General features: G+C 51.2%; 12 protein-coding genes. 8 read left to right on the top strand and 4 right to left on the bottom strand.

The features are described 5' to 3' along the window. The first annotated feature begins 426 nt into the window (after nt 1-426). Together E1N14_RS11315 and E1N14_RS11310 are read left to right on the top strand one after the other, a co-directional pair. Nucleotides 427-699 (top strand): hypothetical protein, encoded by a 273-nt coding sequence (locus E1N14_RS11315; protein ID WP_044734518.1) that lies wholly within the window; start codon nt 427-429, stop codon nt 697-699. A gap of 129 nt (nt 700-828) precedes the next feature. Then, entirely contained in the window at nt 829-2,280 is a 1,452-nt protein-coding gene (locus tag E1N14_RS11310; protein ID WP_025010437.1) for a transporter substrate-binding domain-containing diguanylate cyclase, read from the top strand. 61 nt (nt 2,281-2,341) lie between these two features. Here the strand turns inward: E1N14_RS11310 and dgt are convergent, their stop codons facing one another. Continuing rightward, a complete protein-coding gene (dgt, locus tag E1N14_RS11305) occupies nt 2,342-3,793 on the bottom strand; it encodes a dGTPase (RefSeq protein WP_082813122.1) in 1,452 nt (483 codons plus the stop codon). Nucleotides 3,794-3,991: 198 nt separating this feature from the next. Here dgt and E1N14_RS11300 point away from each other — a divergent pair, with 198 nt between their 5' ends. After that, nucleotides 3,992-4,450, top strand: coding sequence for a hypothetical protein (locus E1N14_RS11300; RefSeq protein WP_028779936.1), 459 nt, complete (start codon nt 3,992-3,994; stop codon nt 4,448-4,450). A gap of 297 nt (nt 4,451-4,747) precedes the next feature. Here E1N14_RS11300 and E1N14_RS11295 read toward each other — a convergent pair whose 3' ends face one another. Then, complete coding sequence (locus E1N14_RS11295; RefSeq protein WP_028779935.1) at nt 4,748-5,557, bottom strand: hypothetical protein; 810 nt, start codon at nt 5,555-5,557, stop codon at nt 4,748-4,750. Nucleotides 5,558-5,924: 367 nt separating this feature from the next. Between E1N14_RS11295 and E1N14_RS11290 the strand changes: the two genes are divergently transcribed. The 5 genes from E1N14_RS11290 (at nt 5,925) to E1N14_RS11270 (ending at nt 10,508) form a co-directional block, all read left to right on the top strand. Next, complete coding sequence (locus tag E1N14_RS11290) at nt 5,925-7,712, top strand: DUF885 domain-containing protein (protein ID WP_062793726.1); 1,788 nt, start codon at nt 5,925-5,927, stop codon at nt 7,710-7,712. Between the two features lie 233 nt (nt 7,713-7,945). Further along, the gene (locus tag E1N14_RS11285) at nt 7,946-8,626 is read left to right on the top strand and encodes a response regulator transcription factor (RefSeq protein ID WP_025010433.1); all 681 of its coding nucleotides are present in this window, start codon (nt 7,946-7,948) and stop codon (nt 8,624-8,626) included. A gap of 149 nt (nt 8,627-8,775) precedes the next feature. Then, nucleotides 8,776-9,903, top strand: a complete 1,128-nt coding sequence (locus E1N14_RS11280) for a M14 family metallopeptidase (RefSeq protein WP_062793725.1) — start codon at nt 8,776-8,778, stop codon at nt 9,901-9,903. A gap of 9 nt (nt 9,904-9,912) precedes the next feature. Beyond that, the gene (locus tag E1N14_RS11275; protein ID WP_025010432.1) at nt 9,913-10,230 is read left to right on the top strand and encodes a hypothetical protein; all 318 of its coding nucleotides are present in this window, start codon (nt 9,913-9,915) and stop codon (nt 10,228-10,230) included. Then, nucleotides 10,227-10,508 carry a YeaC family protein gene (locus E1N14_RS11270; protein ID WP_025010431.1) on the top strand — a complete coding sequence of 94 codons (282 nt, stop codon included), beginning with the start codon at nt 10,227-10,229 and terminating at the stop codon, nt 10,506-10,508. Before E1N14_RS11275 ends, E1N14_RS11270 begins: the two co-directional genes overlap by 4 nt. A 66-nt stretch (nt 10,509-10,574) precedes the next feature. Here E1N14_RS11270 and ansA read toward each other — a convergent pair whose 3' ends face one another. Together ansA and sppA are read right to left on the bottom strand one after the other, a co-directional pair. Beyond that, the gene (gene ansA / locus E1N14_RS11265; protein WP_025010430.1) at nt 10,575-11,591 is read right to left on the bottom strand and encodes an asparaginase; all 1,017 of its coding nucleotides are present in this window, start codon (nt 11,589-11,591) and stop codon (nt 10,575-10,577) included. Nucleotides 11,592-11,698: 107 nt separating this feature from the next. Then, nucleotides 11,699-13,552: a signal peptide peptidase SppA gene (gene sppA, locus E1N14_RS11260; RefSeq protein ID WP_025010429.1), complete on the bottom strand. Its 1,854-nt coding sequence runs from the start codon at nt 13,550-13,552 to the stop codon at nt 11,699-11,701. Between the last annotated feature and the right edge of the window lie 45 nt (nt 13,553-13,597).

Below are 13,597 nucleotides of genomic sequence, written 5' to 3'. Positions count from 1 at the left end.
ACTAATACAACATAGCGTTACGCAGAGTCGTGCAGAGTTGCGCTTGCTGCTATCAGTTGTTTTTGAGCGCAGTTTAACCTTGTGTAAAGCCTCGTTGGCTTTTTCACCAAGATCTTTCTGTGCAAATTTGCTACAATGATTGCTCGCTTTTTATTGACCTTCCCCCGGAAATTTTTTGCCCGGGGATGATCTGCTTACCCAGACACGACTGCATAGCTACCGCCAATCTGCCGCGGCCGGGGAACTTTTCCCTCAGCAAAAGGCTTTTGAGTAAGACGGTACTCTACAGTCTGACCTTCTGTACTTGCTTGCGGCAAGAGGTTGATCAAGAAGGCGAAGCTACTGCCCGGGCTGCCACGGGCAAGGTCGGGCCCGTCAGGACCTTGGATTCATAGTCAGAAGCGACCCATCGGAGGTAAATGCATTATGACAATAGCTGACGTATTGACAGAGAAACACTCACCACTTTATCACACCGAAGACAAGACAGTTGTCTCCCACACTCAGCGGGATGAAGGCGACTGGATCCAACATACTCTGATGCTGGAAAATTGTGATGCGCCTTTTCGCTTCAAACGCCCTAAAAAATACCGTTCATTGAAAGGTTCCCGAGTGTCGGTCGACTATTACCCGCAAACAACCATAGTAGCCGGTTTTGAGATGGAAACCATGAAGGTGGTGCGGATCCGTCGCTGCTGAAAAAAAACTGCTGGAAGTTCTCTACAAATGTTAATATTTGGTGTGTTTCCGGTGGATGTTCTCTGAACCCGGGGCTATAACCCGGGTAGAACCCACCCAAATCATGCTTTGTAAGGATATTCCGGCCACATGAAGCTCGCTGCAACAGCCTACGTTAACTCCTTGCTCCAGCTGTCGTTGACCACCCTCTGCCGACTTTTTGTCATTTTACCCTTGTTCCTGCTGACAGCGGGCCAAAGCCAGGCCGCTGAAGATACGCACTCGGATACCGCTCAGCAACCCGCAAGAGAACTGGTTATTGCCAACTCCAATTCCTGGAAACCCTTTTCATACTTGAATGATGCCGGTGAACCGGCCGGGATCCTGGTGGATATCTGGCAGGAATATGCCAAGGCCAATAGGGTCGAAGTCCGCTTTATATTGACAGATTGGCAAGGTTCGCTGGATCTGGTTCGCAGTGGTCAGGCCGATATCCACGCCGGGCTGCTTTGGTCTCAGGACAGGGAACATTACCTGGATTATGCTCAGGGTTTGCTGGGGATCGAGAGTCAACTGTTTTTCAGTCAAGGGTTACTCGGTACCGAGCCGGACGGCTACCTGCTCAACGGCGGTGAAGTCGGCGTTGTCCGTGGTGGCTATGAAGAGACGTTTGTACGTCAGAAATACCCGAAGGCCAGCGTGCTGACTTATGCCAGCAACGATCTAATGTTAAAGGCCGCCTTTGCCGGCAGGTTAAAGGCATTTGTTGCCGATCTGCAGGTCGCCAACTTCTATCTCTATACCTCACGCGAGCCGGCGCGTTTTATTCCAGTCCGCCATCTTTACAGTGCCCAAATTCGTCCGGCTGTCAAAGAGGGGCAGAGCGCCTTGCTGGAAGAGATCCGCCAGGGACTGGCCCGGATCCCAGATTCCGAATACCAAAGGATCCTCAATCGCTGGATGTATGTGGAAACTGTCTATCCACGCTATCTGCTGCAAGGCTTGCTTGGGATACTTCTGCTCTGGATCCTGGTGTATGTGTTTATGCTGCGCCGTACCGTGGCGGCGCGCACAGCCGAGCTTGAGGCTGCCAATACCGAGCTGGCTCACCTGGCGGCTACAGATGGGCTTACCGGTATCGCCAATCGGCGGGCATTTATGGATGCGCTCGAACAAGCCTGTGATGGCCGTGGTTATGACAGTCTGACCTTGTTACTGTTTGATATAGATGATTTCAAGCGGATTAATGACAGTTATGGTCATCATGTGGGTGATGAGGTCATTTGCCAATTGACGCAAATGGTAGTGGCCATCTTGCCGGAGGGAAGCGTATTTGGCCGCATAGGCGGTGAGGAGTTTTGTATTCTGCAGCTGGGCATGACAGAAGCCGAGGCCAAGACCCTGGCCACCCGGCTGCTTTTGTCGGTAGACAGAGAGCCATTTGCCACCAAGGCCGGCAAATTGCCCCTCAGTATTAGCATAGGTGCTGTGTATGCCAAACCCGGTGCCCGGGATGCCCAGTCTGTGCTGGCCGACGCCGACCGCTTGATGTATCAGGTCAAGGCGTCCGGGCGTAACGATCTCCTGTTTAGGCGGATCTGATAGTAATGGCATTCCAGGCTCGTATCCCGAGCCTTAGTTAGTAAACAACTCTCTTTAAGAGTCAGTCAAGTACCATAAGTAGTCTGTACTCATCCAAAGCGTATTGGTCTGTCATGCCGCTGATATAATCCTGCAGCAAACGACACCTGTGGTAAAACTCAGGATACTGATTGGCTTCAATGGCTCTTTTATAGGTGGCCAGGTGCTTGCCAGGCAGCTTATGGAACAGCCGGGTTTCGATAAGAGCTGTCTTGGGCAGGCCTTGTACCAGTTTGCTAAACTCATCTTCGCTCAATGCCAGCAGGGAGAGATAGTTATCCAGTAAGCCGATGATGATCCTGTATCCCTGCAGCTCAAGTTTCTCCACTTCCCGATGGCAAAATACCTGCTTGATAGCAACTTGCTTGAGGGTTTCTGTAATGGCGTGTTCGTAGCCGCCATCTTCAAGCAGCGACTCGTTCAAGTTGCCGTGGTACACAGCCTCAATATTGTCGATAAAGCGCTTGGCGGCGTGATTGACCAAAGGGTGGATCAGTCGAACGCGGAGGAAGGTAAAAAATTGGCTTTGTTGGTTGATTGCCAGATGGCGGGCGCTGCTGTCCGCCGCCTCAATCGATTTGCTCATAAAGTCTTTTTGTCCGAGAGCGCCTTGCTTGACCCCAATTTGCCGTTGGTACTCGGCTATCAGACTCTGTTTTAGGGTGTCCAGCTCTATGATGCCCTTTTCCACAGCGTCTTCAATGTCGGCCAGGCAATATGAGATGTCATCGGCGGCCTCCATGATGTAGCTCACCGGGTGGCGACAACCGGAGGCCATCTCCATGGCTTGAGTCAGTTCGGCAACAAACCTGGACTCACTGGCGTAATAACCGACTTTTTTCATCAGATAGCTTTGCTCAGGATTGGCTTTATCTTTCACAAGCGTACCCGGACGGGTGTATTTCAAAATGCCGGCCAGTTGACTGTAGGTGAGATTGAGCCCGAGCAAGGTGTGGATCAAACGAATGCCTTGGGCATTGCCTTCAAAATGGGATAAGTCTTGGATCAACTCAGGATACCCGGAATCGAAACCCGAAGGCGCCAGAGAAACAAGGTTGCGCTTGAACCAATCACTGATCGCGGCCTCACCGAAGTGACCAAAGGGTGGATTGCCCACATCGTGCATCAGGCAGCTCATCTCCACCAGGGTTTCCAATTGCCGTTCCAGATATTGCAGGCCCCAGCGTTCGGCACCTGGCCCCAAGAGCTTGAATATCTTCTGTGCAATAAAGCGGCCTACCTGCTGAACTTCCATCGAGTGTGTCAAACGGCTTCGTACAGCGGCATTGCGTTCAAGCGGAAACACCTGGGTCTTTTGCTGCAGACGACGGATGGCGGCCGAGTTAATGATGCGGCCACGATCGCTTTCCAGCGCCAGCTGCAATTTTTCTGGATTATCTACCCGAGTGTCTTCCGGTTTACCAAAGGGGCGCTGCGCAGTAATTTTGCGGCGAAAATCTATCTCAGAATGCATGTCAGACACCGAGAGAACCTCCAACAAGTAGTTGCCTAAGCAAGAAAATGACTTGGAATCCGTATGTTACTCCAATGTGCCACAGTTTATCCCATGGGGCCAATTTGTGACACTCTATGTAAATTTGCGATGAGTACGATAGCGTCTTCAGTCATCGCAGAGTACTATCCTGAAAAATCCTTTCTCAGAGATGTGTTAATGCTCAAGTCCTTAAGTGTGATGTTGCTGCTTATTTTGGCGGCAACGCTCGGTTTTCTGATGTTCCATGGCGATGATGCCATGCCGGACAGGCTCAAAGGGGAGTGGACCACAGGTTGTCTCGGTGACGGTAAACTGGGTAAAGAGTTTGTCATGCGCTTTGAGGAAAACCGCTACCACAGTGTCGCCAATCTTTATGACAACAACCAATGTACAGGGGCGCCGCTGAGCCAAATCAAGGGCAGTGCCTATATCGAGTCCATAGGCGGCAAAGTCACCACTTGTGAAGGCCAGGAAGCGGATGAGGCGATGCTGTATTGGGATGAACTCGGTGATGCCAAAGCTTTTGTCTATTACATCAATGAGCAAGGTGAGCTGTTAACCGGCCGCCCTAACGAAGACAAGAGTGCTAAGGCTCACTGGTGTCTCGATAAGGACGCCAAGTTTCACCGCCGTTGATAGCAGATTTAGGGGGCGAGTATTTGGAAGCGCCCCCAATGATTTGAGCTTCATTGGCTTTACACCATTCTCGATAACAACCCTTTTCAGCCATCCGTCAGGCTATGCCGATGTTGGGCAATATCTAGCTCCCATTAACCAATTCATTCACTGCCGCACGGCCAGTGCACCCTAGTGGGCCAAACTTGGGGCTGTACTGTTATATCGGATATATCAGAGGGTTCGGGTCCATTCAACTTAGAGTGACGTTTTCCGCCTCTGCCAGAGTAAAACTCTGGCAGAGGCGGCTATCTTTGCTTAATCGTATGACGATAGCTGTAATAAGTCCGCATGATTCATCATAGGCACCATTACGCCTTTGATATTGACGCGAACCCGGCGTTGGTAGGCGTCTTCAAACTCATGATTATAGAGCTTGGTCTTTCTTACACAGTTACCTTGCCGTATGACGCGGGCACCCTTTTGGTAGTTGGCTATACCACCAGGATTACCTGTTACCCGGCCAACAGCTTTGCGCGCCTGTTTAGGGTTTTCGCCCTCTGTGTCGGTCCACAAATGTAGCATTTCGGAGTTGCGGGCTGATTTATCTTTGCGCACCGCTCTGTTGAAAACCAAATACCGTACCTGAAATAGTTCCATAGAGGCGCAGAGTTTCAGCCATTCATCGGAAAAGCTGTCAGCGATTGCCTTGGTGAGGGGATCTATATCAGCCACTTGAGTGCAGCGATGGGCGATAACATCCAGGTCGACATTGTTGCAAACAACCCCCAAGCGTTCTTGCCAGGCTCGCTCAAAGGTCATTCTGTCTACCAGTGTCATTTTGACCAAAGTGGCCTTGAGTTCGTTGTAGCAACTATCGGAAAAATCGAGCTTCACTTGCGTCTTAACATCTTCCCATGGCTGCGCACTATCTTTCCAAAGGGAATAATGTTGTTTTTGGAACTTATTCAGTTGCTTGACTTCGATTTCTGTCAGCGGCTCGGGCAGCCAAAGTTGTAAATAATGCTCGTTTAGTTCGTCGTATTGATCGTCCACCAAACAGCGTATTCCCTGTTGCTTTAACAATTCCAGTACGTGTTGATGGGCAGCATTAAACTTCAGATTCATATTGAATTACGTCCTGTGTAATTTGGCCGCACACGCTAGCGAGTTTTTCGATGCAAATCAAGTGGTCATGCCTATTTGAACCTTCTGCAATGCCATGCAACCGGCCTTCCAAAAATCATAATTGAGCAGGGGTTATCGTTCTGCCTTCTCAACAAAAGCCGTATTTTATCTGGCAATGGGAGCTATCAAGCGAACATGGAGGATTTAACCAGAGGCTTAAAGCGGGCTGCAAACTGTAACAAAGCATGTCTCTTTAGCAACAATTGCTGAAAAGTCGTCGCGTCCATGATTTACTTGCGCACTATGCACCCGAAAAACCGATAAGAATTCAAATTTCCAACAAACGGGTGCCGGGAAGGAAAATAATATGAAAAAACTCACCCTTTGCCTGGCGGTGTCATTGGCGCTGACAGGGCTGTCTGCATGCCAAACCCAAGGCTCTCCCGAGGCGATGGCGTCCAAAGTCTCTGCTGCTGTAAAACAAGATCAGAACCAAGCGTTCAGTGCGTTCAGTCAAAGCTTTATCGATTCGCTATGGCAGGTTGCGCCGACCTGGGCACTCTATAACGGCTTTCATCAATACGATGGCAAACTCCTGGTACCGGATGCGAACAGCCGCACCGCGACGTTGAACTTTATTCAGCAACAGCGCGCCAAGATGGCGAGCTTTGATTTTGCGGCGCTGACAGCGGCCAACCTGATTGACTATCGTTTGATTGAAAATGTCCTCGGCAGCATGGAGTGGGAAATCAAGCGCTTCAAGTCCTGGCAGTGGGACCCATCCAGTTACAATGTGGCCGGTGGTTTTGCGCAAATCATCAGTGAGGACTTTGCACCTTTGGATCAAAGGTTGCGCTCTGCATTGGGCCGATTGGAAAATGTGCCGGCCTATTACCTGGCGGCGCAGCAAAACATAGATAATCCTACTCTGGAGCATACAGAGTTGGCCATAATGCAAAATCAGGGTGCCTTTACCGTATTGTCCGATGAGCTGCTCGCCAAGGTGAACGCCTCCGGCCTGAACGCTGATGAAAAGGCGTTATTCAAGCAAAGAATGGATAAAGCCGTAGCGGCCATCGAAGGGCATATCCAATTTCTAAAACAGCTGGAGCAGCAGCTCAAGCGCGAAGGCAGCCGTAGTTTCCGGATAGGTGAAGCGCTTTATGAGGAGAAGTTTGCCTTCGATATTCAGGCTGGTATGAGCGCCAAGGCCCTCTATGAAAAAGCGCTGGCCGATAAGGCCAGGGTTCAGGGCGAAATGGCGAAAATTACCGATAAGCTCTGGAGCAAGTATTTCCAGGAGCCCAAGCCGCAAGACGAGAAGAAGGCTATCAGGCAGTTGATCGACAAGCTTTCGGCCCGGCATGTAAAGCGGGAAGATTTTGTGGCCGAGGTGAGGGCGCAGATCCCCGAGCTGGTGAAGTTTGTCAATCAACACGACTTGGTGACTCTGGATCCGAAAAAGCCTTTGGTGGTCAGGGAAACACCTGAATATATGCGGGGTTTTGCCGGAGCCTCCATCAGTGCTCCCGGTCCTTATGAGAAGGGCGGCAACACCTATTACAACGTGACTCCCCTCGATGACATGACCGACGAGCAGGCCGAAAGTTACTTGCGCGAATATAACCACTGGATATTGCAGGTACTGAACATACATGAGGCGATCCCCGGCCATTACACCCAGCTGGTGTATTCCAATGAGTCACCGAGCCTGGTCAAGAGCCTGTTTGGCAACGGTGCCATGGTGGAAGGTTGGGCCGTTTATGCCGAGCGTATGATGCTGGAACAGGGCTATGGCAACTTTGAGCCGGAAATGTGGCTGATGTACTACAAGTGGAACCTCAGGGTGATTTGCAACACCATTCTGGACTACAGCATTCAGGTCAAGGGGATGACTGAAGAGCAGGCCATCAAGCTGATGACGGAAGAAGCCTTCCAGCAGCAAGCCGAGGCGGAAGGTAAATGGCGCCGGGCAACACTGAGCCAGGTACAGTTGACCAGCTATTACGCCGGATATCGTGAAATTTACGACTTAAGGGAAGAGCTCAAACAGCAGCAAGGCAAGGCGTTTGATCTCAAGAGGTTCCACGAAAGCTTCCTCAGCTATGGCAGTGCCCCGGTCAAGTACATCAGCCAATTGATGCAAGACAAGTAGCAAAGGCCGGCGTAAGCCTTGTACTGCATGGCTTACGTCAGAAGAGAGGGCCTGATCGCCGCTTGCCCAATTGCCTATAGGGACAGTTTGACCATCTGTCCCTTTTTCATTATTCCTTCTGTGTGATCCTGCGCACTTTAGCCAGTACTAAAGGAGGATTTTGCTAGCTCGGTTAGGTTAACTATGTTAACGTAAATGGTAATGGTTCTTATTTGAGAATTGTGTTGACGGAAATGACGAAAATTTTATTAGTGGATGATGACCTGGAGTTCAGGGACTTGCTCAAAGAAGCACTGGAGGGCGAGGGGCACGATGTTGTTTGTGCCGCTGATGGTTTGGATGCGCTGATGAGACTCGACACTTTTACTCCGGATGTTATCTTGCTCGACTTAATGATGCCCAAACTCAATGGCTTTGAGATGTTGCTTGCCCGTAAGGACAACACTCCTGTCATAGTGATCTCGGCTATCGACAGTGAAGAAGAAAGGATCAAAGGTTATGAACTGGGGGCAGACGATTTTCTGAGCAAGCCATTTAGTGTCAAAGAACTGCTGGTGCGGATTCAGGCGCTCATAAGAAGGATCAATATCAGTAAAGGGCAGGACACCGCCGATCTTACGCTCAACAAACATATTCAGTTTGACGAAACTGATTACACTGTGGCCATTGCCGATCAGCAGCTATCCTTGACCCAGACAGAATTTCGCCTGTTTAAGTACCTGTTTGAACGCAAGGGACAAGTGGTTACCAAGCAGGAGCTGCAGCGACGAGTGCTGAAAAAAGAACTGGGGCGGTTTGACCGTAATCTGGATATGCATATCTCCAATACCCGGCGAAAACTGGAACAGACCCGTTTGCCAAGAAGCCTTATCAATACGGTGCGCGGTCAGGGATACAGCTTCAGCCTTTGGTAAGATGCTTTAAACCCCACTGATTTCCCCCTCGAATACCAGAGCCTATTTCGGCCGCGTTTTCAAGCGCGGCCGATTTGGTTTATCCTATAGCCCACTTGCGTGAGCCTTCCCAGGCTCCACACCCTATAAAAGCAATGAAGGAAAACATCATGCGGATCAGCGCGAATTTTGATGGTGGCAATATTCAGGTCATCAGTCTTGATAACAAGGACGACATCAGACTGGCGATCCGCCCGGATCAGGGCGGAGAGTTCTACCAGTGGTTCAATTTCCGTTTTGAAGGCCAGGTAGGAAACAGCTACACCCTCAATATCATCAATGCCGGCAGCGCTTCCTATCCCAAAGGTTGGGAGAACTATCAGGCCGTTGCCAGCTATGATCGCCAGCACTGGTTCCGCCTGCCGACCAAGTATGATGACGGCAAATTGAGTATCAATGTGGAATTGGACGCCGATGCGATTCAGATAGCCTATTTTGCACCTTACAGTTATGAACGCCACCTGGACCTGCTCAGTGCAGTACAGGTGCATCCTGAAGTGAGCCTGGAGCACCTGGGTCTGACCTTGGATGGTCGCGATCTGACGCTGGTCAAGGTGGGTGACGGCGATAACAGCAAGCGCAATATCTGGATCACAGCCCGTCAGCACCCAGGGGAAACCATGGCCGAATGGCTGGTGGAAGGTTTGCTGTATCGATTGCTGGACTCGGATGACCCTGTCTCCAAACAGTTGCTGGATAAGGCCAATTTCTATGTTGTACCCAACATGAATCCGGACGGCAGCGTCAGAGGCCATCTGCGTACCAATGCCGCCGGTGTTAACCTAAATCGTGAGTGGCAAACGCCAAGCCTTGAGAAGAGCCCCGAGGTGTACCATGTGGTACAAAAGATGAAAGAAACCGGCGTGGACCTCTTCTATGACGTCCACGGTGATGAAGGTCTGCCTTATGTGTTCCTGGCAGGCTGTGAAGGCATTCCTTGTTGGGATGAGCGCTTGACTCAGCTGCAGCAGGAATTTGCCTCGGCGCTCTTGCTGGTTAGCCCGGATTTCCAGAGCGAACATGGCTATGAAAATGACGAACCAGGCAAGGCCAACCTGACCATAGGTTCCAACTGGGTCGGCGAAACCTTCAACTGCCTGTCAAATACTCTGGAAATGCCTTTTAAAGACAATGATAATCTGGCCGATCCGCTGGTGGGCTGGTCCCCCGAGCGTTGCCTGTACCTGGGTGAAGCCTCTTTGACCGCCATGCTGGCCGTCGTGGACAAACTCAGGTAAGGAGCAGCTATGGCACTGGTTGAATGCCCTTTATGCCACAAGCGGATCTCCAGTAAGGCACCCAGTTGCCCACACTGCAGTTCCAAACTGGGACCCAACACCGAGTCGCTGTCGAGGATCAGCCATATTCAGCAGTCGACCAAACTGATGAACCAGAGCTTTTTGGCCTTGACCCTGTTTATCGCCGGGGTGGTCATCTGGTTTTGGGGGGGAGAAGTCGCCGAAGGCAATCGAGCTATCGCCGGTGCCGTCTGCTTTACGTTCGGTTTTGTGGGTTACCTGATAACCCGGGTACGTATTATTTTGCACAAGCGGAAAAGTGTATGACAGATATCAACAAAGTGATTGAAGAGATGCCGGTTGAAGTCTATGAAAGACTGCGCAGAGCCGCCGAGATAGGTAAGTGGGAAGATGGTACTGTGCTGACCGAGGAGCAGCGGGAAAACACGCTGCAACTGGTGATGCTCTACCAAGCCAGGCGTTTGGATCAAACCGAGCACTTCACCATAGGCGCCGGTGGGCAGATCAACGAGCTGTCCAAGGCGCAGCTGAAAAAGCAGTTTCGCGGTGAGAGTATTGCTGAATTCAAAGAATCTGATCTTTAATTAATTACTAGGATTCTATTTATAAAAAAGCCCTGTATATACAGGGCTTTTTGCTATCAATTAAATTCAGTCTGCCGTGAGTTCGCCACAGAGGTTTTGCTGCATCTGCCGTCTTATCTCTTCTGTGCCCAGCCCTTGGGAGAGCAGGTAGTGCAACTTGGTCAAGGCGGCTTCCGTAGTCATATCGGCGCCACTGATAACGCCTGCCTTGGCCAGGGCGTTGCCTGTGGCATAACCGCCCATATTGACTTTTCCCTGCAGACACTGGGTCAGATTAATAAGCACAGTGCCCTTGTCGTTGGCCCGTTTGAGGGTTTCCAGCAAGGCGGGATCCTGCGGTGCATTGCCGACACCATAGGTCAGTAATATCAGGGCTTTTACCGGTTGCTGCAGTATGTTGTTGAATACCTCGGTGGAGATCCCGGGATACAGAGTGACCACACCTATGGGATGAGGAGTAATGGGCGCCACTTTCAAGGGCTTATCGCAGAGCGGCGCAATTTTTCCGGCCCGCAGGCGAATTTTGATCCCGGCTTCCAGCAATAAAGGGAAGTTCGGCGAGGCAAAGGCATCGAAGCCGTCGGCATGGGCCTTGGTAGTGCGGTTGCCGCGGAATAGTTTATTGTTGAAGAACAGGCAAACCTCGGCAACCGGATAATTGGCCGCGATATACAAGGCATTGAGCAGATTGGTCTGGCCGTCTGAGCGCAGCTGTGACAGCGGAATTTGCGAGCCGGTGACGATAACCGGCTTACCGAGATCCTGCAGCATGAAAGACAGTGCCGATGCGGTAAACGCCATGGTGTCGGTGCCGTGAAGAATGACAAAGCCATCATACTTGTCATAGTTGGCCTGAATGTCGTCGGCTATCATCTGCCAGTGGCTGGGGGCCATATTGGAAGAGTCTATCAGCGGACAATATTCCTGGATCACGAACGTCGGCATCTCTTCATGAAAAAACTCCGGCATGGAGTTGACGCATTCTGTCAGGAAGCCGGCGACCGGGGCAAAGCCGTTACTGGTTTTTTGCATCCCTATGGTGCCGCCCGTGTATGCGACATAGATGGACTTTTTTTTGTTCATAATCTGGCTTTCGTTTTCACTGGGGCAAAAGAGAGGCCGGATTATAGCAAATCAAGCCCGGCAGCATAAGGCACAAAAAAGCCCGGCGAGCCGGGCTTTCAGGATTATCAGTAACTGCAGTTATCGCAGTAGAGATAGACGCCGTTAGGGTCGTCAAAGGCGGCAAACTCTTCCAGTACCTTGCTCCATTGAGTCAGCAGTTTTTCCAGCACGCTGGACTGCTTGACGCTGTGTGGCAGATAAGCGGAGACACTGGCGAACATCTCCTGAATGAAGAGTTGCTCAGGTGTCAGCTCCTGCTCTATCACTCGGCTATCGAACTTATCCAGTCCGGCCATTTCGGCGGCCTTGGCGATGGCGCTATCGAGATCGCCCAGTTCATCCACTAGACCCAGCTCCAGGGCTTTCTTGCCGGACCAGACGCGGCCCTGGGCAATCTTATCCACCTGCTCCAGCGTCATATTGCGCTCGTTGGCGACCAGCGAGATAAAGTCTTTGTAGCCGCGCTCGATATGACGTTGAATCACCGCCTTGACGCCATCGGAAAGTGGCCGGGTAACAGAGAGACCGGCCCAGTCGGAGGTGGCCACCCCATCAGTATTGACACCGATTGAAGACAGAGAGTCCTCGAAGGTGGTTATCATGCCGAAAATGCCGATGGATCCGGTCAGGGTAGTGGGGTTGGCATAGATATAATCGGCGCTGGCCGAAATCCAGTAACCACCGGAGGCCGCCATGCTGCTCATGCTGACTACCACAGGCTTACCGGCTTTCTTCAATGCCAGCACTTCCTGACGAATTTGCTCGGAAGCAAAGGCGCTGCCGCCGGGGCTGTCGACCCTGAGCACTACGGCCTTGATAGTGTCATCGAAGCGGGCCTTACGCAGCAGGGCAGAGGTACTTTCACCGCCGATATCACCGGCAGGTTGACTGCCGTTGAGAATATTACCCTTGGCCACTATGATGCCTACTCCTTCGGTGGGTACCAGCGCCGGCAGTGGTGCCATCAGCTTGGCATAGTCGTAGTAGCTGACCTGCTTGAAGCTATCTCCTTCCTTGCTTTTGCCTACCAGGTCCAACATCGCCAGGCGGAAATCTTCAGCGCTGGCCAGTTTATCAACCCACTTGAGGTTAACCGCCATGGTTCCGGAATCGCCATCGGCTTGTTCCAGCTCTGCCAAATAAGCTGTGGCATTAAGGCCCAGGCTGGATTTGTCTATGCCGCGATTGGCGGCCACAGTGTCTGTGTAACTGCCCCAGATGTCGTTGAGCAGTACAGAGTTGGCTTCCTTGGCCGCCTCTGACATGTCATCACGGATAAAAGGCTCAACCGCTGACTTGAAAGTGCCGACACGGAAAATGTGCGCCTTGATTTTTAACTTATCCAGGGCCGATTTATAGTATTGGCGATAGCGGCTCAGGCCATCTACCGCCACCATGCCCTCAGGGTTGAGGTAAACAGTATCGGCAAAACTCGCCAGGAAATACTGATTCTGATCATAATAGTTACCTATGGCAACCACAGGCTTGCCACTATCTTTGAATTCGTTGAGTGCTTGGCCTATGGCGCTGAGCTTACTCAGACCACCGTATTGCAACTCGGACAGATCCAATACCAGAGCCTTGATCCGCTTGTCATTGGTGGCGCTGTTAATGGTATAGAGCACATCACTCAATAAGATTTCGCCGTTGACATCGGGTCCTTTGCTTTGGCTTAACATCGCCTCGAACGGGTCAACCTGGCGCTTTTGATCCACTATGCCGCCGGCCAGGTTCAGTACCAGCGCCGAGCCATCCTCAACTTGGATTTCATCACTGCTGACCATGGCGATGACCACGGCTATCAAAGCGATGAAGAATAGCGGGAAGAACACTATGTTCAACACCAGCTTGCGAATGAAGTTGATCACATTCCAGATCAACATCAGGGTATTCTTGGTTGTCAGGGGTTTTGCGGACATAGCCACTCCATTTTTCCATGCATTCCGTTAATGCTAACTGAAAAT

The sequence above is a fragment of the Shewanella algae genome (assembly GCF_009183365.2).
Classification (GTDB): Bacteria; Pseudomonadota; Gammaproteobacteria; order Enterobacterales; family Shewanellaceae; genus Shewanella; species Shewanella algae.
Note: the sequence above shows the minus strand (reverse complement) of the source record. Positions and strands in the feature narration are given on the sequence as shown.

Coding starts and splice junctions, on each gene's coding strand:
- E1N14_RS11315 (WP_044734518.1), top strand. CDS start 427: ATGACAATAGCTGACGTATTGACAGAGAAACACTCACCACTTTATCAC.
- E1N14_RS11310 (WP_025010437.1), top strand. CDS start 829: ATGAAGCTCGCTGCAACAGCCTACGTTAACTCCTTGCTCCAGCTGTCG.
- dgt (WP_082813122.1), bottom strand. CDS start 3,793: ATGCATTCTGAGATAGATTTTCGCCGCAAAATTACTGCGCAGCGCCCC.
- E1N14_RS11300 (WP_028779936.1), top strand. CDS start 3,992: ATGCTCAAGTCCTTAAGTGTGATGTTGCTGCTTATTTTGGCGGCAACG.
- E1N14_RS11295 (WP_028779935.1), bottom strand. CDS start 5,557: ATGAATCTGAAGTTTAATGCTGCCCATCAACACGTACTGGAATTGTTA.
- E1N14_RS11290 (WP_062793726.1), top strand. CDS start 5,925: ATGAAAAAACTCACCCTTTGCCTGGCGGTGTCATTGGCGCTGACAGGG.
- E1N14_RS11285 (WP_025010433.1), top strand. CDS start 7,946: ATGACGAAAATTTTATTAGTGGATGATGACCTGGAGTTCAGGGACTTG.
- E1N14_RS11280 (WP_062793725.1), top strand. CDS start 8,776: ATGCGGATCAGCGCGAATTTTGATGGTGGCAATATTCAGGTCATCAGT.
- E1N14_RS11275 (WP_025010432.1), top strand. CDS start 9,913: ATGGCACTGGTTGAATGCCCTTTATGCCACAAGCGGATCTCCAGTAAG.
- E1N14_RS11270 (WP_025010431.1), top strand. CDS start 10,227: ATGACAGATATCAACAAAGTGATTGAAGAGATGCCGGTTGAAGTCTAT.
- ansA (WP_025010430.1), bottom strand. CDS start 11,591: ATGAACAAAAAAAAGTCCATCTATGTCGCATACACGGGCGGCACCATA.
- sppA (WP_025010429.1), bottom strand. CDS start 13,552: ATGTCCGCAAAACCCCTGACAACCAAGAATACCCTGATGTTGATCTGG.